Source organism: Roseateles oligotrophus, from assembly GCF_025717515.1.
Lineage (GTDB): Bacteria > Pseudomonadota > Gammaproteobacteria > Burkholderiales > Burkholderiaceae_C > Paucibacter_A > Paucibacter_A oligotrophus.
The window spans coordinates 51,545-73,668 of sequence record NZ_JAJIRN010000005.1; the positions used below are offsets into that span (position 1 = coordinate 51,545).

General features: G+C 57.8%; 17 protein-coding genes. 15 read left to right on the forward strand and 2 right to left on the reverse strand.

The window, feature by feature from the left end:
• The first annotated feature begins 203 nt into the window (after window positions 1-203).
• Complete coding sequence (locus LNV07_RS11560) at window positions 204-1,256, forward strand: PEP-CTERM sorting domain-containing protein (protein WP_263571319.1); 1,053 nt, start codon at window positions 204-206, stop codon at window positions 1,254-1,256.
• Between the two features lie 142 nt (window positions 1,257-1,398).
• The gene (locus LNV07_RS11565) at window positions 1,399-1,971 is read left to right on the forward strand and encodes an SRPBCC domain-containing protein (RefSeq protein WP_263571320.1); all 573 of its coding nucleotides are present in this window, start codon (window positions 1,399-1,401) and stop codon (window positions 1,969-1,971) included.
• Window positions 1,972-2,001: 30 nt separating this feature from the next.
• Here LNV07_RS11565 and LNV07_RS11570 read toward each other — a convergent pair whose 3' ends face one another.
• Together LNV07_RS11570 and LNV07_RS11575 are read right to left on the reverse strand one after the other, a co-directional pair.
• Complete coding sequence (locus tag LNV07_RS11570; protein WP_263571321.1) at window positions 2,002-3,684, reverse strand: GMC oxidoreductase; 1,683 nt, start codon at window positions 3,682-3,684, stop codon at window positions 2,002-2,004.
• 89 nt (window positions 3,685-3,773) lie between these two features.
• Complete coding sequence (locus LNV07_RS11575) at window positions 3,774-4,859, reverse strand: nitroreductase family protein (RefSeq protein WP_263571322.1); 1,086 nt, start codon at window positions 4,857-4,859, stop codon at window positions 3,774-3,776.
• Between the two features lie 156 nt (window positions 4,860-5,015).
• On the opposite strand from LNV07_RS11575, the gene LNV07_RS11580 reads away from it, so the two are divergent.
• From LNV07_RS11580 to asnB, 13 genes are all read left to right on the forward strand, one after another.
• Window positions 5,016-5,882: a ThiF family adenylyltransferase gene (locus tag LNV07_RS11580; protein ID WP_263571323.1), complete on the forward strand. Its 867-nt coding sequence runs from the start codon at window positions 5,016-5,018 to the stop codon at window positions 5,880-5,882.
• A 224-nt stretch (window positions 5,883-6,106) separates the two neighbouring features.
• Window positions 6,107-6,742 (forward strand): XrtA/PEP-CTERM system exopolysaccharide export protein, encoded by a 636-nt coding sequence (locus LNV07_RS11585; RefSeq protein WP_397545560.1) that lies wholly within the window; start codon window positions 6,107-6,109, stop codon window positions 6,740-6,742.
• A gap of 115 nt (window positions 6,743-6,857) precedes the next feature.
• On the forward strand, window positions 6,858-8,438 hold the full coding sequence (locus LNV07_RS11590) for an XrtA system polysaccharide chain length determinant (RefSeq protein WP_263571324.1): 1,581 nt from the start codon (window positions 6,858-6,860) through the stop codon (window positions 8,436-8,438).
• Between the two features lies 1 nt (window position 8,439).
• Window positions 8,440-9,429 carry an XrtA-associated tyrosine autokinase gene (locus tag LNV07_RS11595; RefSeq protein ID WP_263571325.1) on the forward strand — a complete coding sequence of 330 codons (990 nt, stop codon included), beginning with the start codon at window positions 8,440-8,442 and terminating at the stop codon, window positions 9,427-9,429.
• A gap of 64 nt (window positions 9,430-9,493) precedes the next feature.
• Window positions 9,494-11,020: a TIGR03016 family PEP-CTERM system-associated outer membrane protein gene (locus tag LNV07_RS11600; protein WP_263571326.1), complete on the forward strand. Its 1,527-nt coding sequence runs from the start codon at window positions 9,494-9,496 to the stop codon at window positions 11,018-11,020.
• 3 nt (window positions 11,021-11,023) lie between these two features.
• Window positions 11,024-12,091 carry an XrtA/PEP-CTERM system-associated ATPase gene (locus tag LNV07_RS11605; RefSeq protein WP_263571327.1) on the forward strand — a complete coding sequence of 356 codons (1,068 nt, stop codon included), beginning with the start codon at window positions 11,024-11,026 and terminating at the stop codon, window positions 12,089-12,091.
• A gap of 76 nt (window positions 12,092-12,167) precedes the next feature.
• Window positions 12,168-13,055, forward strand: coding sequence for an XrtA system polysaccharide deacetylase (locus LNV07_RS11610; RefSeq protein ID WP_397545568.1), 888 nt, complete (start codon window positions 12,168-12,170; stop codon window positions 13,053-13,055).
• Between the two features lie 6 nt (window positions 13,056-13,061).
• Window positions 13,062-14,108: a FemAB family XrtA/PEP-CTERM system-associated protein gene (locus LNV07_RS11615; protein ID WP_263571329.1), complete on the forward strand. Its 1,047-nt coding sequence runs from the start codon at window positions 13,062-13,064 to the stop codon at window positions 14,106-14,108.
• A 34-nt stretch (window positions 14,109-14,142) separates the two neighbouring features.
• Window positions 14,143-15,786, forward strand: a complete 1,644-nt coding sequence (gene xrtA / locus LNV07_RS11620) for an exosortase A (protein ID WP_263571330.1) — start codon at window positions 14,143-14,145, stop codon at window positions 15,784-15,786.
• A complete protein-coding gene (locus LNV07_RS11625; RefSeq protein ID WP_263571331.1) occupies window positions 15,783-16,982 on the forward strand; it encodes a TIGR03088 family PEP-CTERM/XrtA system glycosyltransferase in 1,200 nt (399 codons plus the stop codon). Before xrtA ends, LNV07_RS11625 begins: the two co-directional genes overlap by 4 nt.
• 23 nt (window positions 16,983-17,005) lie before the next feature.
• Complete coding sequence (locus LNV07_RS11630; protein ID WP_263571332.1) at window positions 17,006-18,967, forward strand: XrtA/PEP-CTERM system amidotransferase; 1,962 nt, start codon at window positions 17,006-17,008, stop codon at window positions 18,965-18,967.
• Window positions 18,964-20,181, forward strand: a complete 1,218-nt coding sequence (locus LNV07_RS11635) for a TIGR04063 family PEP-CTERM/XrtA system glycosyltransferase (RefSeq protein WP_263571333.1) — start codon at window positions 18,964-18,966, stop codon at window positions 20,179-20,181. The genes LNV07_RS11630 and LNV07_RS11635 overlap by 4 nt, the downstream gene beginning before the upstream one ends.
• A gap of 13 nt (window positions 20,182-20,194) precedes the next feature.
• A complete protein-coding gene (asnB, locus tag LNV07_RS11640) occupies window positions 20,195-22,120 on the forward strand; it encodes an asparagine synthase (glutamine-hydrolyzing) (protein WP_263571334.1) in 1,926 nt (641 codons plus the stop codon).
• The last annotated feature ends 4 nt before the right edge of the window (window positions 22,121-22,124 follow it).

Here is a 22,124-nt window from a genome sequence, read left to right on the forward strand (position 1 = left end):
TTGCGAAAACTGGCGGCAAAGTGTCGGAATTCTTTACAGATGATGTCGTTGTGTTCTGCTCTCGACGCGAGTCTTTTGTGTTTTTGTTTTTTTTATTCTTATGAAACAACGACTTAGATAAATTTCATCTTCAATTGGCATGGTTGTTGCTTGCATGGAATCGTAGGGCCTTTTTCATTTCTCCAATACTTAGGAGTAGTTTTATGTTTAAACGTACTTTGGTTTCTTTGGCTGCAGTTGCTGCCACGTTTGTTGGTGGGTCTGCTTCGGCAGCTGTGTCGTTTGCCATGGGCGCTGGTGGCAGCAACATTTCTTTCACCGATATGGTCTGGCAGGCTGGTAACGCTGTGATCATTGACGCACAGTCAACGATGGCAAATCGGACCTTTGTGCCGATTGGGACAAACCCTGATGGCAGTACAAAATATGGCCAATTGCTGCATACGGTGGCTCAGGCTAGGTTGTCGGCTTTTACGCTCACTGATGGCTCAAACGCTTCGTATTCGGGTCAGCGCGAAATTACCTATCAAGCAGACTTCTGGGAAGTGGCCACGGGTATCGGCACGGCTAGCGCTGCGTTTTCGCTGGCGCCAGCGAGTTTGGGATTGAAAAGCACGATCAATTTTTACTACCAGGACGCAACAACGGGTCCTGGTTTGGGATTTTACGGCAACAACAACACTGGGGCTAACTATGGCACTGAAGGTGGCGCCACTCTGATTCTTTCGGGTGATCTGACCCGTTTGGATGGCTCGTTTAACGACACGACCATCGCAAATGGTTCCCCGCTGACGAATTTGGATACCAGTGCCGGCAATGATACTGCTCCTGGCACTAAGACACATCAAGGTACTGGTAATAATAATATCGATGTTGATGTTACGTATCAGAATAACGCATTCTTTTTGAGTAATGTGTCTGGTTTGACCTTGGATATGAATCAGAATGTGGGCGTCGGCGCTCCTTTTAATGTTGGTAACCCTTGGTCCCAGGTTGTTGGCCATGTTCCTCGTTTCACACTCGAGGCTGGCAACAAGCGGGTTAATATGTCGACTGGTTCCTCAACGACTGGCCCTTGTAATTTGGGTGGCCAGACTCAGGCTGGTGTGACAACTTTAGGGCATTGCGACATCTTGTTGCAAACTACCGGTTTGACCTCGTTTGTAGCTGCTGTGCCTGAGCCAGGTTCGCTGGCTTTGGTTGGTTTCGCTTTGGCCGGTGTTGGCTTTACAGCGCGTCGTCGTAAGGCTGCCTAAGAAGGCTTCGTTGCTTGCATACGGGTGGTAATTCGCTCGTTTGACGGAACTTAGGGAGAAGGGGCAAATGCCCCTTCTCCCTTTTTACGTTGAACTGAAGTCCTGGTTGCAATAAACAGGGCGCTATGTCCGCCATGAAGTCATGCTGCCCTGCGACCGCTGGCGCTTGGAAGCGGTTCTATGGCAAATATCAAGTCGTGACTTTGCCCGCTTGGTCAAGCGCAGCATTTTGGATTCCCTGAGAACTATGAAGCAACTGAACACGCAAGTGGACGTCAATGCCCCAATCTCGCAGGTCTGGGAGGCTTTGCTTGATCTGTCTAAATACGGAGAATGGAATCCATTTATCTATCAAGTCGACGGGTCATGCCGATTGAATGAAGTGGTGACGGTGCACATGCATATTTCCGGCAAGGGTTTCCAGCAGTACCGTGTCAAGCTTACGAAGATTGATGAGGCAGCAAAAGCTTTTTACTGGCTCGGCCATTTTCATGTGCGTGGATTGATCGATGGCGATCATCGTTTCGAGTTGCTCAGGCTACCGGACGGGCGAACCCGTGTGCGCCAGTACGAACTATTCCGCGGTATCTTGGTGCCGCTAGTCTGGAATAGCTATATCGTGCGCCATCTGTTGCCTTGTTTTGAGGCGTTAAATGAGAATTTGAAGGCCTGGTGCGAACATGCGCCACTGCCACATGCGCTAGCCAGACCTTAAGGTGGCCAGGCGGCGCGCTGCAATTTTTTGTCAAACGGTAGGTGCGGTCTGGCTGCCGGTCAAAAGGTGTGCGACCCGCAAGGCGTTTGCGGCGATGGTGAGTGACGGGTTGGTGCCGCCGCTGGACGGGAAGAACGAAGCATCAACCACAAACAGATTATCTAAACCGTGAGCCCGGTTGCTAGCATCCAACACACTATCTTGCTCGGAATTGCCGAAGCGAAGCGTGCCGCAGACATGGGCCAATCTCTGATTGTTGTTGGCCTGCTTGAGCAGGCGGTAGGGCATGGATTTGAAGCTTGTAGCGAGCAAGCGGCGCCATTCAGCCACTCGGCGCAGTTCGTGTGGCTTCAGTTGGTACTGGATCTGTAAGGTGCCATCGGACGAAGTGGTGATTCGATTGTCTGAGTAGGGCAGGTCTTCCATTGTCGAGGCCAGGATCAAGCTGTGTTGCTCCAAACCTGTCAGAGTTGACCTGAGCAAGGGCTTGGCAAGCGCGACGAGGGGCGCCGCTGCAGCGAAGGGGCTGTGTCGTATATCGTCGAGCAGGGATGCAAATAGCATGCGAACAGGCGGCAGGCGACCGAAGGACTGGACTGACCCGAGTTTGCGGCCAGTACTATCTGAATAGAAATCATTGAATGCCAGGACTTTCTGGCTATTGTTGGCGTCTGCGTCAGCCAAGTCTGGCGGGGTAATGGCATAGAGATCAATGCAATGCCGCATCAGATTGCGTCCGACCAGCCCCGACTTATTTGCTAAACCTGAGGGCCATTCGGGGGAGCTGGAGTCTAGTAGCAGTGCCGGAGACGACATGGCCCCCGCCGCCAGTGCAACGATATCGCCACGCAGCGTGCGCGTACTGCCATCAGGCAGTTTGCAGACTACCCCGGTAACCCGAGTGTTTGAGGCTTCCAGTCGCGTAACGCGGCAGTTGGCCAATAGTTGGGCGGCATGCTTGGACAATGCGGGCGTGATGCATATTCGGGCGCTGTCGTTCTTGCATGCGCGCGGGCAAAGATAGCCCTGGCAAGATTGGCAGCCGGGAACGAAGTCACAGGCCATTGGCAAGCGATAGGGGCTAAGGCCTGCAGCAGAAAGCCGCGCTTTCAGCCATTCATGCCCTGCAGACAGTGGTGGGGCCGAAGGTAATGGGCTTCTTTGCTCAAAGTTTGCTCGCAATGTATCAATTGCGCCGCGCACGCGGTAGAGCGACTCCGCCTCGGAATACCAAGGTCCTAGTTCCTCGTAACTTATTGGCCATGCCTCAGGCAAGGTGTTGTTAGCTGCATTTGGGAAATTTTTTCGAGGCTCAAAATCGCTGGGGAAAAAACGCTCCATGGCCATCCCGTACAAGGCACTTGATCCGCCGACACCGGACCCAATAAAGGGCAAGAAACGATGGGTGTGCTTTGGGCCAACATCGTCGAGGGCGTCGATACATCGTCCACCGCGCTGCAGTAGATTTAAATCTGCGGGCTTATGGCTTGCGATCGCATTGGACATCGATTCTTCAGGATAGCCCCCAACCAGCGACGGACTGGTTATAACTGGGTCTGACTGGAAAGCTGGCCCGCGCTCGCAGAACAGTACGCGACGGCCGGCTTGGGCCATGGCTAGGCCGAAAGTTCCACCGCCAATGCCGGTACCAACCACGATCACATCCCATGTTTGGTTAGCAGCGTCATCAAGTGAGATCAGTCCCGTGCTCATCAGTAAAACCCTGTCTGTTTGCTCGAGTCGAAGCTTTCAAGTGAGTGCTTTAGCAAGTGGAACTCCAATCTTGGTATGCGGGGGGGATTTCACTCAAGTGTCGAGTGCATGAGCAATTCTTCGAGTGGCCGCCTCACCGAGCGCGCGGTCGGTGGCTTGCCTGCACCGACTCGTCCCATGAAGACGGTACAAGCGGCCGCCGGCTCCCCAACTAAATTGTCCATCTGGTCGCGTACTTGAGTCGCCATGGCCAAATGCTTGGGGTCGGCAGCAAACCGCAGACCTTCTCTCGCGTACCTGCTGAAGACGAGGGGGGTCACTTCGGGTTGCAGCATCAAGCCCAGATGAGTGGCCGTCAGCCAGAAACGCTGCATGGCTCGGCCTGCGGCGACGTAGTCATCGATCGTGCGCGCGGGGGCCGTCGCCTTCAGAAAAAAATGTGCGGCGCAGGCGACGCTGGGAATGAAATCGAGTTGAATTCTCGGTGTCCAGGTGCCAGCGAGATACCGGTTGAAAATCTCAACCCGCGACCAGCTGTGCATGACAAAGCGCATCAAACGGGTCGTCAATGGGTCGGTGCCCAGGGCTTGATCCGGCACGCGGTCAATGCTGAATTGAGCATTCCATTCGATGATCTGCTTGTGAACCAGATAAGCCTCTGGCATGACGAGCCTTAACTTTGCCGAATGAAACAGCATTTTTGCGGTGCGCAGGCGTTCACCAAGGCTTGCAAGCCAGGTGACGGTGAATCCTTCGCCCATGCAAGTCTCTAATCTGCTTCGCTCGTCATCGCTTAAGGCGCGTGTTTGCAAGGGCCGGCGCTGCACGCTACGGCGCTTGATGCTGTCCACCAATGGGTCTCGGATGATGGAAGAATCGACGCTGAATCTCAAGTCGAACCATGGTTTGGTGTCGGCGTTTTCAAGCCGGCGGGTCGTAGACAGGCGGAGTCCGTGTGCGCTGGCCGCAATCGAGACAGTTTCAATTAGGCCGCCTATGGCGATTTGGCTCGGGTGACCATCCAAATCGTAGACGCAATGATCTCGGGTATCGAAGCCATGAACGATGACATGCAGTGGGTCAATAATTTCGAATCGCCAAGGTTGAGTGTTGTCGCCACTTGGCGCCCAGCGCGCTAGGTCGAGGATTTGTCTGACGATTTCTGTCGTGCTCATTCGGGCGACTTTCGGTATTGTTGAGGCTGAGGCATCTGGGCTGCTTGATCGGCAGGGCGGCGATGGGGTGGGGCAGTTCTAGCTTGGTTTACCCGCTTCGCTTGCGGCATGATGCGTGTAGTTGTGATTTTTGCTGCTCAAACAAAGGGTGTGATTTTGGATGCAAACACGAATTTTGATTATGACCGTGCATTTTCAAGAAATATCGGTTGGGTCACCGCAGCCGAGCAAGAAAAACTGCGCGGTGCGCGAGTAGCCATTGCGGGTCTAGGCGGTGTGGGCGGCGCGCACCTGCTAACTCTGGCTCGGCTCGGCGTCGGTAACTTCAATATCGCCGATTTTGATGATTTTGAGGTGCATAACTTCAATCGGCAGGTTGGGGCATTTATGTCTACGCTGGGCCGCCCCAAGGCAGTGGTGTTGAAGGAGCAAGCGCTGGATATCAACCCCGAGGCGGATGTTCGGGCCTTTGGCGACGGCGTAACGGCCGCGAATCTCGACGAGTTCCTGCGGGATGTAGATGTTTATGTCGACGGCATAGATTTCTTCGCGATCGAGGCGCGGCGCATGCTGTTTCGGGCTTGCCATGAGCGTGGCATTCCGGCGTTGACCGCGGCTCCTTTGGGCATGGGCGTGTCATTTCTGTACTTTCGCCCCGGGGGTATGAGCTTCGAGCAATATTTCCGCGTTGAGGGTCGCAGCCAACAGGAGCAATATGCACGCTTCATCGCGGGGTTGTCACCGTCTGCCTTGCACCGGGGCTATTTGGTTGCGCCGGAGGCGGTGAATTTCAAGGAAAAACGAGGTCCTTCCACCATGATGTCTTGCGATTTGTGCGCGGGGGTGATGGGCACTTCGGTGTTGAAGGTGCTGCTGAATCGGGGCTCGCTTCGTGCCGCACCTTGGGCAATGCAGTTCGACGCCTACAAGCAAAAACTCAGTTTTACATGGCGCCCGTTTGGCAATGCGAATCCGCTGCAGCAGCTATTGATGGCCTTGATTCGGCCGATGCTGAAAGGCTGAACTTTTGAGTTCCTTTTTGGGTGGCTCGCCGGCGCGTAGCCAAGTTGGCAAATATTCACGTCTCACCCGCATTTCTCGCCAATCCCCCTCAATTGAGGCGGCTAATATGCCGATGCTTTGTGGCATGATCCAGCCGCGCTTGAAGGGGCGGCTTATGGCGTTTTTCCGCGTGCATATGGCTCCGGCCCGAAGCGCCAGAATTTATTGACAATTGAGGAGTTGCCTTGAACAAGAGCATTCGTTTTATCTCGCAAAAGCTAGGCTTTGCCCTGTGTGCGGTAGCCGTGGTTTTGCTGCAAGGCTGTGCCAGTTCCTCAGCTAAGTTCCCGCCGGCGCCAACCGCCGCCGCCGCTCAAGACTACAGCTACATCGTCGGTGCCGGCGACAACATCAACATCATCGTCTGGCGCAATCCGGAGTTGTCGATGTCGGTGCCGGTGCGGCCTGATGGAAAGATCGCGACACCCTTGATCGACGAGTTGGTGGCGCAGGGCAAGAATCCGATCGAATTGGCGCGGGAAATCGAAAAACAACTCGGCAAATATGTTCGTGACCCGGTGGTGACGGTCATCGTTACGGGTTTTGTCGGCCCCTATAGCGAGCAAATTCGCGTGATCGGCGAGGCAGCCAAGCCGCAGGCGCTGCCGTACAAGCTCAATATGACCATCTTGGATGTGATGATCGCGGTGGGGGGCTTGACCGACTTCGCAGCCGGCAACGACGCAACGATTCTTCGCTCATCCGACGGTGGTAAGCAGTACACCGTGCGCTTGAAGGATTTGATCAAGCGAGGTGATGTTTCTGCCAATGTTGAAATGCGTCCGGGCGATGTGTTGATCATTCCGCAGAGCTTCTTCTGATTCGATTTTCCGCTGAATGCCGTATTGCTTGCCTCGCAAGTTCGCGCCCTAAGAACCTACTATTTTGTTGGCAATCTGAATCTTGATTGCCTGAACCTCACGAGATCACCCACAGATGGATTTACTGATTGCCCAGGCTCTTGCCATTGCCAAGCGAAGTTGGAAATACCGATGGCCAGGTTTGGCGATTGCTTGGCTACTTGGCATCGTCGGGTCGGTGGTGGTGATGGTGTTGCCTGACCGCTATGAGGCCAGCGCGCGGATATTTGTCGATACGCAATCGATTTTGAAGCCCTTGATGTCGGGGTTGGCGATTCAGCCGAATATTGAACAGCAAGTGGTGATGTTGAGCCGCACCTTGATCAGCCGCCCCAATGTTGAAAAACTGGTGCGTATGGCCGATCTGGATTTGAAGAATCAATCCAAGGCGCAGCAAGAGGCGTTGATCGAAACGGTGACCAAGAATCTATCGATTCAAAGCACGGCCCGTGACAACCTCTATACCTTGTCATACCGGGACTCAGACAAGGAAAGCGCCAAGCGGGTGGTGCAATCCTTTGTATCTATCTTCGTGGAGTCGAGCCTCGGTTCGAGTCGTAAAGATACGGCTACAGCGGCGACCTTCATTAACGAACAGATCAAAAATTACGAGGGCAAGCTGGAAGAGGCCGAGGGTCGCCTGAAGGAGTTCCGCCTGCGCAATCTCCAAACCATGAATGCAGACGGCAAGGATTCGGCTTCGCGTCTGCGCGAGATGAGTGCCGAGTTGGACCGTGCTCGGCTTGAGTATCGGGAGGCCGTCAATGGCCGGGATGCGGCCAAGGCGCAATTGGACGCGGAGCGCAAGGGCGTTTCGAGCACCACGCAGAGCTTGCTGCAAGAGTCGGCAATGAATTTGTCAACACCGGAATTGGATGCGCGTTTGGATGCGCAAAGGCGCAACTTGGACTCCTTGCTGCAGCGCTATACCGAACAGCATCCGGATGTTATTAGCGCGCGCAAGTCGATTGCCGACATCGAGGACGAGAAGCGTTTGAAGGTGAAGGAGTTGCGCAAGGCGGCCTTGGCTTCACCAACTTCGGCGGGTGGGGTGAATGGAAGCATTGCCGCGCAAGAAATGAGCCGCTTGTTAGCCTCGAGTGAGGTCCAGGTGGCCACTTTGAAAGCGCGGGTCGATGAGTATTCCGCCCGCTATGGGCAGGCCTTGGCGGGAGTGCGGACCGCGCCTCAGCTTGATGCCGAAGCGGCGCAGCTGAACCGGGATTACGCCATTCACAAGAAGAACTACGAGGACTTGGTGTCTCGGCGCGAGTCGGCCTCCATGTCGGGCGAACTCGACCTGGCTTCGGGCGTGGCTGACTTCCGCCTGATTGACCCTCCGCGTGTTTCTCCGAAGCCGGTCGCACCGAATCGCCTCTTGCTGTTGGCGGGTGTGATGGTTGTGTCGCTATTGGCCGGGGTGGCGAGTGCCTTCCTGGTGAGTCTGCTGCGGCCGGTATTTCATGATGCGCTTGAGCTGCGTGCGAGGATTGAGTTGCCAATACTTGGTGTCGTGACGCGACTGATTTCGGATGCCGAAGTGAAGCGCCAACGCAAGGATCTGCTTCGATTCGGTGCGGCGTCTGGAAGTTTGGTCGGGCTTTTTGTTTTGGGCCTTTCGGTAATGGCATTTTTGATGACAAGGCAGGTGGCTTGAAATGACTAGCTTGATCGAACAAGCCGCCAGAAGACTCGAACAGTTGCGCCAGGCCGGGGTAGTGCTACCCGACGAGCCGGCGGTCAGCGCGCCAGCCACAGCGGCGCTTACATCATTCGGGGACAAGACCATTCCCGAGGTCGAGTCGGCCCTCAAGGCTGCTGAAACGATTGCGGCCCCGAAAATAGCCGCTGCCGAAACACCTAACTCGTCTTCAAAGCGTGTCGAGTTGGACTTGGACGCCTTGGCTGCCCAGGGCTACCTCACGCCCAATGCCGAGCGTTCGCAGTTGGCCGACCAATATCGCGTGATCAAGCGGCCCTTGATCAAAAACGCGATGGGCAAGGGCGCTGCGTCCTTGAATCATGGCAACCTCATCATGGTGACCAGCGCCTTGGCCGGCGAGGGCAAGAGTTTCACTTCATTGAACTTGGCTTTGAGCATTGCCGCCGAGTTGGACAACACGGTGATGTTGGTCGATGCCGATGTGGCTCGCCCGTCGATGCTGCGCATGTTGGGTTTGCCTCAAGGACCGGGCTTGCTCGATGTGCTCGAGCAAAAAATTGATATGGCCGACGTGATGCTGCGGACTAATGTGGATAAGTTGACCTTGCTTCCCAGCGGAAGCCCGCATCAGCGTGCCACGGAGTTGCTGGCCAGCGATGCGATGATCAAGTTGCTGGACGATATGGCGAGGCGCTATCCAGATCGGATCATTATTTTTGACTCGCCGCCCTTGTTGTTGACCACCGAGTCTCGCGTGCTTGCTTCGCATATGGGGCAGATCGTCGTGGTTGTTCGAGCCGAGAGCACGTCTCAAAGCGCGGTGCAGCAAGCCTTGGCGACGATTGAATCTTGTCCGCTCAAGATGATGTTGTTGAATCAGGCCAGCGGGAATGCATCCGGCAGCTATGGTTATGGCACCGGGGCCGGTTACGGTTATGGCTATGGTTATGGCTATGGGGACAGCAGTGAAGCTGCCAAGGGCTGAGTTTGTGTCGGGTACGGGTTCAGCTGGCTTCAACTTCGGCACCGCAGTCTCACGTCTTGCTCTGATGGCTTTGGCTTTGACCCATGGGGCGAGCATTGCCCAGTTGACGGGTCTTGGTATCGGTATTGGCGCCGTCGGCGGGGGTGAAGCGGGTGGCGTAAGTTCCGGGCCCGGATTTCGGGTTCAACCTCGTATCAGTCTGACGCAAACCTGGACCGACAATTTGAGTCTGAATGACGCGGCCAAAGACGCAGCCCTGATCACGGTGCTCGCGCCAGGGATCAGCGTCAGCAGCAGTGCGGGGCGCTTGCGCGGCAGTCTTGACTACTCGCTCAATGGCCTGCTTTACACAAAGACCGATCTGCCGAACGACCACCACCATTCCTTGTCGGCAAATGGCACGCTTGAGTTGATCGAGCGCAGCTTTTTCGTCGATGCACGGGCAAGTTACGGCCAGCAGCAACAATCTGCCTTTGGCCAGCAAACCTCGGCTGAAAATGCGATTCGAAACCCGAACAGCTCGGACACGGCGTCCTTGTCGGTTTCGCCGCGCCTGCTTGGGCGCTTGGGCAACATTGCTACCTATCAATTGAGTGGCAATGTGACCGAGACCAAGGTCAAAGACTCGATTGCCGGGGACTCCCGCATAACAAGTATTTCTTTGAACTCGCAAGGCTTGGCATCGGGCCCTTTGAACTGGACTGCGTCGGCGACGACACAGAATTCGAGCTTTGATTCAGGTAAGGAAAACAGCAGGTCTTCGGCTACGGCCGGCTTGAGCTATCGGCCCGACGTGGATTTGACGTTTTCGGGCAATGCCGGTATGGAGCGAAGCGATTTGCAGACCGGGTCCAGGCAAGCCGGTCCGACCTACGGCTTGAACGCGCAGTGGACGCCAACGCCACGCACTTCGGTGCAAGGTAACTACCAAGGTCACGACTACGGTGATAGCCACACGATCAGTTTCAATCATCGTTTTCAACGCTCGTCGATTCGCTTTTCGGATACCAGCAATGTTTCCCAGGGCTTCAACAGCCAAGGCGGGCAGCAAACCAATTACAGCCTGTTCTTCTTTCAATTCGAGAGCAAAGAACCCGACCCGGTCAAACGCGACTTGTTGGTGCGGCAGTTTTTGCTGGAAAACGGCCTCAACCCGAATGCTGCAGCGAACTCCGGATTTGTATCCTCCTCCCCTTCCTTGCAACGGCGCCAAGAGTTGTCAGGCTCTTGGCAGGGCCTGCGCACCACGGTGACCACGACCCTATCGCAGAGTCGCAACAGTCGTATCGGGGCGCAGGTTCCTGGGTCGGGCGATTTGTCGCAGTCATCGCTGGTCCAAGAGCGCAACGCGAGCGCCACCTTGGCCTATCGTCTGACGCCGACAAGTTCGACCAATTTGACCGTGTCGGGGCGCCAAATCCGGGGCCAACTTGCCAGTCAGTCGAGTACTTTGCGTACCATCAATGCAAGTTGGAACGGTCGTTTGGGCAACCGGGGCTCGGTCAGCGTCGGTACGCGTTATTCCTTGTTTGAAGGCCCGCGCCCTTATCGTGAAAACGCTGTTTTTGCAACCTTGGTTCACCAGTTTTAATCCATGTATGAAGCGTTTTACGGCCTGAGCAGCAAGCCTTTTCAGCTCAGCCCAGACCCCAATTTCTATTTCGGCAGCAAGCAGCATCGCCGCGCCAAGGCGTATTTGGACTATGGCGTGCTGCGCAATGATGGTTTCATCGTCATTACCGGCGAAATCGGCGCCGGCAAAACCACCTTGCTGCGCGGTCTCCTGGACAGTCTGAACCGCAGCAATGTGGTGATCGGCAATTTGGTCACGACTCAGTTGGATGCGGAGGACACGCTGCGCATGGTGGGTTCGGCTTTCGGTGTGCGGGTGAAGGACCTGCCCAAGTCCGAGGTCTTGATGACCTTGGAGGCGTTTTTCGTCAGTCAAACCAGTCAGGGTAAGCGCTGCCTGTTGATTGTTGACGAGGCGCAGAACTTGACCTCCCGTGCGGTCGAAGAACTGCGCATGTTGTCAAACTTCCAGTTCAGCAATCAGTCCCTGCTGCAGACCTTTTTGGTGGGTCAGCCTGAGTTTCGCGGCATTTTGCAGCGCCCCGAAATGGAGCAATTTCGTCAACGCGTGGCGGCAACCTGCCATATCGGACCCCTCGACGAAGACGAGACGCAGCGCTATATCGAACATCGCTTGAAGTGCGCAGGCAGTACGGGTAAGCCGTCTTTTGCGTCCGATGCGTTTCCAGCTATTTTCAAAGCCAGCCAAGGCATACCACGGCGTATCAATTCGCTTTGCGACCGTTTGCTGTTGCTCGGCTTCATGGGCAACAAGACTCATTTGGGCCTGCTTGATGTGGAAGAGGCGCTGAGCGATATTGCCAAAGAAAGCGCTATTCCAACCAAACTCAGTGGTGCAGCCGGTGAGATGCTGACCGCGGCTGGCGAAGACCAAAGCTATGATTTGTCCCGTCTGCGACTGAGCACAGAGGAGGTCAGCAGCTTGTCAAATGACTTGGCTAATCTGAGTCTCGGGCAGCAAGGTGATCGACTGCAGCGCCTTGAATCCAGCCTGATGAGGTTGGAGCGGATCAATCTGCAAACCTTGGCGTTGATGCAAAAGTTGGTCGAGTCGATCAAGCAAGAGTGAGTCGGCCCGTCCGCCAGCTCGTCGGCACTCAACAATCCGTAGACATAACCTATTACGCCACGCTTTCCAGATGCTGATGCCAAGCCCCATCCCTCCGCTGCGCAATGCGATGACCATAGACGTGGAGGACTATTTCCAGGTCTCGGCATTTGCGCCCTATATTGCCCGGGGTGACTGGGATAAGTGTGAGTGTCGCGTGGAGCGCAATGTGGACAGGCTATTGGCGCTATTGGCGCAAAAGGACAGCAAGGCGACCTTCTTTACCCTCGGATGGGTGGCGGAGCGCTATCCACAAATGGTGCGAAGAATCGTTGAGCAAGGCCATGAATTGGCCAGCCATGGTTACGGGCATCAACGCGTCAGCGATCTGACGCCGGAGGATTTTCTGCAAGACATCGTGCGCACCAAGCACCTGCTGGAGGATCTCGGTGGCCATCAAGTCTTGGGTTATCGGGCACCGAGTTTCTCGATTGGTGCGGGCAATTTGTGGGCCTTTGATACCTTGCTCGAGGCCGGCTATCGCTACAGTTCCAGCGTGTATCCGATTCAACATGACCATTACGGCATGCCGGACTCGCCGCGCTTCGCTTATGCGGTGCGCGACGGCTTGCTGGAGGTGCCGGTGACGACGCTGCGTCTGTTCAACAAGAATTTGCCGTCCAGTGGCGGCGGCTATTTCCGCTTGCTGCCCTATGCCTTGTCGCGCTGGATGATTGGCAAGGTCAATAGCGTCGATCAACAGTCGGCGGTGTTCTATTGCCACCCCTGGGAAATCGATAGCGAGCAGCCGCGTGTGGCCGGCATTGACGGCAAGACCCGTTTTCGGCATTACGTCAATATTGATCGGACCCATGACCGCATTGCCCGTTTGCTGGGTGACTTCGCCTGGGGCCGGATGGATGAGATTTTTCTGGGTCGCCGCGCCGAGGCCTTGTCGTCCGTGTCCGCCGCAACGACAGCCTGAGCCCGCATGACGACCTCTGTACAGATCAAGCGCCTGAGCGCGCAGGACCCGGTCGCAGCCCAGCGTTGGGACGCCTTTGTGATGGCTTGCCCGCAGGCCACTTTCTTTCACCGTGCCGGCTGGCTGCGGATGGTCGAGCAGGTGTTCCGCCACCGGGGTTTTTTCCTTTACGCCGAACGCGATGGCCGGATCGAGGGCGTCCTGCCTTTGGCGCAGGTCAAGAGCTTGCTGTTCGGGCACTCGCTGGTGGCGCTGCCATTTGCTGTCTATGGCGGTGTGGCGGCCGAGTCGGAGGAGGCCGGCGCAGCGCTTGAGCAAGAGGCGCAAGCCATCGCCAAGCAACTGGGCGTCGATCACCTGGAGTTTCGCAATGTTCAGCCGCGTCATGCCGACTGGCCGGCGCAGGACTTGTACGTGACCTTCCGCAAGGAGATCCTTGCCGACGAAGAGGCCAATATGCTGGCCATTCCGCGCAAGGCTCGGGCGGTGGTACGCAAGGGGCTAAAGAATGAGTTGATCAGTCACATCGATTCCGACGTTAGTCGGTTTTTTGAACTCTATGCCAGCAATACCCACAGACATGGCACTCCCGCCATGCCCAAGCGTTATTTCGCGGCGCTGCTGGAAGAATTCGGCCCCGATGCCGAGGTCTTGACCGTGACGGATGCGCAGGGCCGGCCACTCAGTTCGGTGCTGAGTTTCTACTTCCGCGACGAGGTCTTGCCCTATTACGCCGGTGACGAAGAAGCCGCCCGCGACTTGGCCGCGAACGACTTCAAGTACTGGGAGTTGATGCGCCGCGCCTGCGCCCGTGGGCTCAAGGTGTTTGACTATGGACGCAGCAAGCAGGGCACCGGTTCCTACTCATTCAAGAAGAACTGGGGTTTTGAGCCCACGCCGCTGCATTACGAGTACTGCCTCTATAAGCGCGATGCCGTGCCGCAGAACAATCCGGCCAACGCCAAGTACCAGCTCTTGATCAAAACTTGGCGCAAGCTCCCCATCGGTGTGGCCAATTGGCTGGGCCCGATGATTGTGCGCAATCTGGGCTGAGCATATGCGACTGCACTCAACAATGAATGCGCGTATGAGTTTGCCAAAGTCTTGGAAGACCGCATTGCCTGGTTTTTTCCTGGCACTGCTCGCGACTCTTTTTCTTTATCGGCAGACCGGTCTGGCGATGGTCGATATATGGAATCGCTCCGAGACCTTTGCACATGCGTTTGTGGTGCCGCCGATCAGCTTGTGGCTGATCTGGCGTCAGCGAGCCGTCTTGGCCACGCTCAGCCCAAGCCCATCACCCTGGTTTTTGTTGCCCCTGTTGGCGATGGCTTTTTTATGGCTGCTTGGCGATTTGGCGGCCGTCAATGCGGCCACGCAACTGGCCCTGACAGCGATGCTGGTTTTGGTGGTGCCGGCCGCGCTCGGGTGGCCCGTGGCGAAGGCGATTGCCTTCCCCTTGGGTTTCTTGTTCTTTGCCGTACCCATCGGTGAGTTCATGACGCCGAAATTGATGGAATGGACGGCCGATTTCACCGTTGCCGCCGTTCGCTCCAGCGGCATTCCGGTGTTCCGTGAAGGCCAGCAATTCGTTATACCGAGCGGTAATTGGTCGGTGGTCGAGGCCTGCAGCGGGATTCGCTATTTGATGGCCTCGGTCATGGTGGGCACCTTGTTCGCCTATCTGAATTACCGGTCCTTGACGCGCCGCTGGATATTTGTCGGCGTCGCTTTCGTCTTGCCCTTGGTGGCCAACTGGGTGCGTGCCTACATCATTGTTATGTTGGGGCATTTCTCGGGTAACAAAATTGCCACCGGCGCCGATCACCTCGTTTATGGCTGGGTGTTTTTCGGTATCGTCATGATGATGATGTTCATGATTGGCGCGCGCTGGTCCGAGCCGGATGCTGAGCCGCCACAGGCTGTTGATGCCGCCACTTTGGCCTTGTCGGCCTGGGGTGTGCCGGCTTGGCTGTTCTCTTGGGCCGCAATCCTGCTTGTTTTGCTGACGCCGCATCTGGCGCTCAGGTCACTATTGTTGTCTGATGGTCCGGCCGAATTTTCCTTGGCTGCGCCGTTGATGGGCAATGGCTCTTGGCAGGTCGGGGCTACCGTCACGCCGAAATTCAAGCCGGTGATTGAAAACCCAAGTGCCGAGTGGCAGGGTAGTTTTCAACGGGTCGCCGCAGATAGCTCGCTTGTCCAGGCCAGCCCGGTAGGTCTGTATGTGGCGTACTTCCGCCAGCAGAACTATCAACGCAAGTTGATCAGCTCCACCCATGAGTTGGTCAAGTCCAATGATCTTGTTTGGGCCTTGGTCGGTCAAGAGCATCGCAGCCAGTTGGTGAACGGTGTGGCTTTGCCTATGCAAGCCGCCGAGTTGCGTCACTCGGGCGGAGCCAGTTTGGGCGATGAAAGTTCGGTCAATGATCGACTCAAGGTTTGGAGGATTTATTGGATTAACGGGCGCCCGATGATCAGTGAATGGCAGGCCAAGGCTTATGGCGCCTTCTATCGCTTGATTGGGCGGGGCGATGATGCTGCGATGTTGGTGTTCTACGCCGATAAGCTGGGCGGTGAGGCGCTGTTGACTTCCTTCTTGCAAGACAACTGGACCAGCCTAGACGCATGGCTGCGCAGCACCCGCGAGGCGGCCCGAGCCGGAACGGTGGCGCCGGCCGCAGCGGCAATGCCTGCAATGTCCTCTAGCGTGCCCGCCAGCCAGCCATGACGACCGATTCGCGCCCTCTGGTACTCCATGTGGTGTACCGCTTCGACACCGGTGGCCTAGAGAACGGGGTGGTCAATTTGATCAACCATATGCCGGCCGACGTTTATCGGCATGTGGTGCTGGCATTGACCGAGGTGACGGACTTTCGGCTGCGTATTGCTCGCGACGATGTTGAATTCATCGCGCTGAACAAGCCGCCGGGCCACGGGGTTTGGTTGTATCCGCGTCTGTATCAATTGTTCAAGCGCTTGCGCCCGGCCATCGTGCACAGCCGCAATTTGGCCGCGCTGGAGGTGCAGATGCCTGCTTGGGCGGCCGGGGTGCCGGTGCGCATACACGGCGAGCACGGCCGCGATATGGGCGATCTTGATGGCTCCAACCGCAAGCTGCAGCGGGTGCGCCGCGTGTACCGTCCCTTTGTCCATCACTATGTCGCCTTGTCGAGTGATTTGGGCGCCTATCTACAAGACGCGGTCCATGTGCCGCCCGCGCAAATCACCCAAGCCTGCAACGGCGTGGACACGGCTCGTTTTGCCCCGGGCGCGGCGGGCCCCGAGCGTTTGCCCGGCTGTCCGTTTGATCCGGCACAGCATTGGCTGGTCGGCACCGTCGGCCGCATGTCGACGGTCAAGGATCAGCTGATGCTGGCGCAGGCCTTCCTCTCGGCGCAGCGCCAAGCCCCAGCCCTGCGTGAGCGGCTGCGTTTGGTGATGGTGGGCGAGGGTCCGCTGCGTGCTCAGGCGCAAACGCTGCTGGCCGAGGCGGGGCTCGCCGATCTGGCTTGGTTGCCGGGTGAGCGGACCGATGTACCCCAAATCATGCGAACACTGCACTGCTATGCCTTGCCTTCATTGGCCGAGGGCATCTCCAATACCATCCTGGAGGCGATGGCCAGCGCTTTGCCGGTCTTGGCGACCGAGGTGGGCGGCAACGCGGAGTTGATCGTGCAAGGGCAGACAGGGCTGCTGGTGCCCGCCGCGGCACCCGAGGCGATGGCGCAAGCCTTGCTTTTCTTGGCTTCAGATCCCGACGCTGCACGCAAAATGGGCGAGCAGGGCAGGGCGCGGGTTGAAGCCAGGTTCAGTTTGCCTGCGATGATCCGCACCTATCAAAATCTGTACGACCAACAATTGAATCAACGTCGGCCGGCCCGAGTCGCGGCCAAGGAAGGCGTTCAAGTTGAGCGTTCAAAGTAGCAATCTAGGTCATCACTGAAGCTATGTGCGGAATAACCGGAATTTTTGACACCCGCGGCGAGCGCGAACTGAGTCGCGAGGTCTTGCAGCGCATGAACGACTCGCAGCTGCACCGCGGCCCCGACGAAGGCAGCCTGCATCTCGAGCCCGGTGTGGGCTTGGGTCACAGGCGTTTGTCCATCATCGACATTGCCACCGGCCAGCAGCCGCTGTTCAATGAGGATCACTCGGTCGTGATTGTCTTCAACGGTGAGATCTACAACTTCCAGTCCCTGGTGCCCGAGTTGGAGGCGCTGGGCCATGTTTTCCGCACCAAGAGCGACACCGAAGTCATCGTTCACGCCTGGGAAGCTTGGGGCGAGGCCTGCGTGCAACGCCTGCGCGGCATGTTCGCCTTCACGCTGTGGGACCGCAACAAGCAGACCCTGTTCATGGCGCGTGACCGGCTCGGCGTCAAGCCGATGTATTGGTCGCTGCTGGATGACGGCCTGCTGCTGTTCGGCTCGGAGCTAAAGTCCTTGCTTGCCTACGACGATGGCCGTGGCGGCATGAAGCGTGAAATCGATCCGCATGCGGTGGAAGAATACTTCTCGCTCGGTTATGTGGCTGAACCGCGCTGCATTTTCAAGCAGGCGAAGAAGCTCGCGCCGGGGCACAGCCTGTGCATTCGCCGTGGCGAGCCTATCCCTGAGCCCAAGCAGTTCTGGGATGTGCGCTTTACGCTTGACAACAAGGTCAACGAGCAAGACGCTTGTGCCGAGCTTCAAGCACGCGTGAAAGAATCGGTGCGGCTGCGCATGGTTGCCGAGGTGCCGCTGGGCGCCTTCTTGTCCGGTGGGGTGGATTCGAGCGCCGTTGTCGCGGTGATGGCCGGTATGTCGAAGGAGCCCGTCAATACCTGTTCCATAGGTTTTGATGACCCATCGTTCAATGAGTCGGCATTTGCTCAAACCGTGGCCGATCGCTACAAAACCAATCACCGGCTGGAGATCGTCAAGAGCGACGACTTCGATTTGATTGATATGTTGGCTCGCCTCTACGACGAGCCCTATGCCGACAGCTCGGCCATCCCCACTTACCGCGTCTGCCAATTGGCGCGCAAGCATGTCACGGTGGCTTTGTCGGGTGATGGCGGCGACGAGACCTTTGGGGGCTACCGCCGCTACCGCATGCACCTGATGGAAGAGCGCATGCGTTCGGCAGTGCCCGAAGGGCTGCGCAAGCCGGTCTTTGGCACGCTGGGACGGTTCTATCCCAAGGCCGACTGGGCGCCACGCATGTTCCGTGCCAAGACCACGTTCGAAGGTATTGCACGCAGTTCGGTCGAGGCCTACTTTCATTCCGTCTCGATCCTGCGCGGCCCTATGCGGGCGCAACTCTTCAGCCCCAAGTTCAAGTCCGAGTTGGCCGGCTACGATGCCCAGCAGGTGTTCAATCGCCACGCCGCCAAGGCGGGTACCGATGACCCCTTGGCCTTGATTCAGTATTTGGATATCAAGACCTATCTGGTCGGCGACATCAACACCAAGGTCGACCGCGCCAGCATGGCCCATTCGCTTGAGGTGCGTGAGCCGCTGATGGATCACGAGTTGGTCGAATGGTTGGCTACGTTGCCGTCTAACCTCAAGGTCAAGGGGCAAGAAGGCAAGTACCTGCTGAAAAAAGCAATGGAGCCGATGCTCTCGGACGACATCTTGTACCGACCCAAAATGGGCTTTTCCGTGCCCTTGGCGCGCTGGTTCCGCGGGCCCTTGAAGCAGCGTGTGCGTGATGCAATTCTGGGCGAACGCCTGGCGTCCACGGGTTGGTTCAACCCGGTCTATCTGCGTCACCTGGTCGACGCGCATCAAAGCGGCGCCAGCGACTACAGCGCGCCGCTCTGGACCCTGCTGATGTTCGAGGCCTTCCTGCGCCAGGTGGTGGATGGCGACAACAGCACATTGAGCCAAGCGGCTCGCTCCGCGGAAGCGGTGGCTTCGATATGAGCCTACGCATTGTTCATGTGCTTGACCACTCACTTCCCTTGCACAGCGGCTATAGCTTCCGCACCGCCTCGATTCTGCGCGAACAGCGCGCGTTGGGCTGGACGACTTTTCAGCTTACGTCACCCAAGCAAGGTCACGGCCCGGCGCAGGCTGAGGAAGCTGGCGGGTGGCATTTTCATCGCACGCCCAGCAAGCCTGGTACTGGTCTGATACAGCAGATGCAACTGACAGCAATACGACTGCGTGAGTTGGTGCTGGCCGAAAGTCCAGACCTGATTCACGTGCATTCCCCCATGCTCAATGCCTTGCCCAGCTTATGGGTCGGCCGGCGGCTACGCATCCCAGTGGTGTACGAGATGCGCGCCTCCTGGGAGGACGCGGCGGTCGACCATGGCACCACCACCGAAGGCAGCCTGCGCTACCGCGTTTCCAGGGCTTTGGAGAGTTTTGCGCTAGCGCAAGCCGATCAGATCACGACGATTTGCGAGGGTCTGCGCGGCGATATTTGCTCCCGTGGCATCGCCGCCGACCGCATCACCGTGATCCCCAATGCGGTCGACGCCGAGCTGTTCCAGTTTGGCGTCACGCCCGACCCCGCGCTGCGTACTCAGTTGGGCCTAGACGGAGCGACGGTGCTCGGTTTTGCCGGCTCGTTCTATGGCTACGAGGGCCTGCATTTGCTGCTCGATGCCAGCGCTAAGCTGCTGGCGGGTCACCCGCAGCTGCGCGTCCTGCTGGTGGGCGGGGGGCCGCAGGAAGATGCGCTGAAGGCCCAGGCGCAGCGGCTCGGCTTGCAGCGACAGGTGATTTTCACCGGTCGGGTGCCGCATGCCGATGTGCAGCGCTATTACGAGCTGATCGATGTGCTGGCCTATCCCCGTTTGCCAATTCGCTTGACCGAAATGGTCACGCCTCTGAAGCCGCTGGAGGCGATGGCACAGGGCCGCATGTTCGTGGCATCGGATGTCGGTGGGCACAAGGAACTGGTGCGTCACGGCGAGACCGGCCATTTGTTCAAGGCCGGCGATGTTGACGCTCTGGTCCGCGCCATCAATGACTTGCTGGCGCGGCGCGAGAGCTGGCCGGTGATTGCGGCGCAGGCGCGCCGCTTTGTCGAGTCCGAGCGCACCTGGGCCAGCAGCGTTGCGCGCTACAGGGAGGTTTACCGCCGGGCGCTGAGCCACTTTGGGCGCACGCTTCCCACTTCTTCCTGAGGCCCAGATTCCTATGTGTGGCATACACGGTATTTATCGCTTGGACGGCGCTCCGGTCGAGTCGGCGCATTTGAGCCTGATGGGCAATATCACTCAGCATCGAGGGCCCGATGACGAGGGTCAGCATATTGATGGCGACTGCGGCATTGCGATGCGGCGCTTGTCCATCATTGACTTGGCCGGCGGCCACCAGCCGCTGTCGAACCGGGACGGCAGCCTCTGGCTGGTCTGCAACGGCGAGATCTACAACTACCGCGAGTTACGTGCCGAGTTGCAGGCCAAGGGCTATCAATTCAAGACCGGCTCGGACAGCGAGGTGTTGCTGCACCTTTACGACGCAGAGGGTGACGACTTCGTGCTGCGCTTGAACGGCATGTTCGACTTCGCGCTCTGGGACGCACGGCGCCGGCGTCTGCTGATCGGGCGCGACCGCGTCGGCGTCAAGCCGCTCTATGTGATGCAAGACGGCCAGCGCCTGGCCTTTGCCACCGAGGCCAAGGCCTTGCTGGCCTTGCCCGGTGTGACCGCAGCCCTCGACCCCACCGTGGTGGCCAGCTATTTGCAACTCGGCTATGTGGCCGCGCCCGGCTGTATTTTCAAAGGCATACGAAAATTGCCACCGGCGACGCTATTGGCGGTCGAGAATGGCAAGATTCGTGAATGGCGTTACTGGCGCATCGCGCCGACGATACGCCATGACTGGAACGAGGCGCAGTGGATAGACCAGGTGCGAACCAGCCTGCAACGTGCAGTCAGTATGCAGATGGTCAGCGATGTGCCGATCGGCGCCTTCTTGTCTGGCGGCGTCGATTCGAGCGCGGTGGTGGCCTATATGGCGCGCACTTCGTCGGCACCGATTCGCACCTATGCGATCGGTTTCGAGGGTGGCGAGGCCGAGGCGCTCTATAACGAGCTGCCCTATGCGCGTCAGGTCTCCAAGCTGTTCGGTACCCAGCACCGGGAAATCCTGGTCAAGCCCGATGTGGTTGGCCTCTTGCCGCAACTGCTCTGGCATATGGACGAGCCGCTGGCCGACACCGCCTTCATTACCACCTATCTGGTCTCACAGTTCGCGCGGCAGGATGTGAAAGTGATCCTGTCGGGCGTCGGCGGCGACGAGCTGTTCGGAGGCTACCGCCGCTATATGGGCGGTCATTACGCGCGACGCTTTCAGGCGCTGCCGGGCTGGTTGCAGTCCGCCGTCGGTTTCGCCGCCGACCGCTTGCCGGCCGACCGCCATTCCGGCCTGCTCAATACCTTGCGGCTGGCCAAGGGCTTTGTCGCCTCGGCGGGCATGGCGCCCGACGCCCGCTACACCAGCTATTTGCAGGTGCTGGGCCAGGATCTGATCGCCAAGCTGATGCTGGGCGAGCAAGGCTGTGGCCAGCATCCGCTGGCTCAGGCCTTCGCCGACGCCGGCCATGAGGACGAGCTCAACCGCATGCTGGCGGTCGACGCCGAGACCCAGCTGCCGGATGACTTGCTGATGCTGACCGACAAGATGAGCATGGCGGTGTCCTTGGAATGCCGCGTGCCCTTCCTTGATCACGAGCTGCTGGAGTTGGCCGCGTCCATGCCTTCTGCCATCAAGATCCGCGACGGCCGGCTCAAGCATGTGCTCAAGCAAGCACTCAGCGATGTGCTGCCCGATGATATTTTGAACCGCAAGAAACGCGGCTTTGGCACGCCGATGGGCGCCTGGCTGAAGCGCGAACTGGCGCCTTTGCTGCGCCGCTTGCTCAGCTCCGAGGTGGTGAAAGCGCGCGGTCTTTTTGTGCCGGCCGTGGTGTCCGGTCTGATCGCCGACCACGAAGCCAATCGCATGGACGGCACCGACGCCTTGCTGTCGCTGATGAATCTGGAAATCTGGAGCCGGGTCTACTTGGACGGGCGCAGCAGCGACGATGTGGCGCTGGAGCTGAAGTCCTATCTCGCCTGAGCCC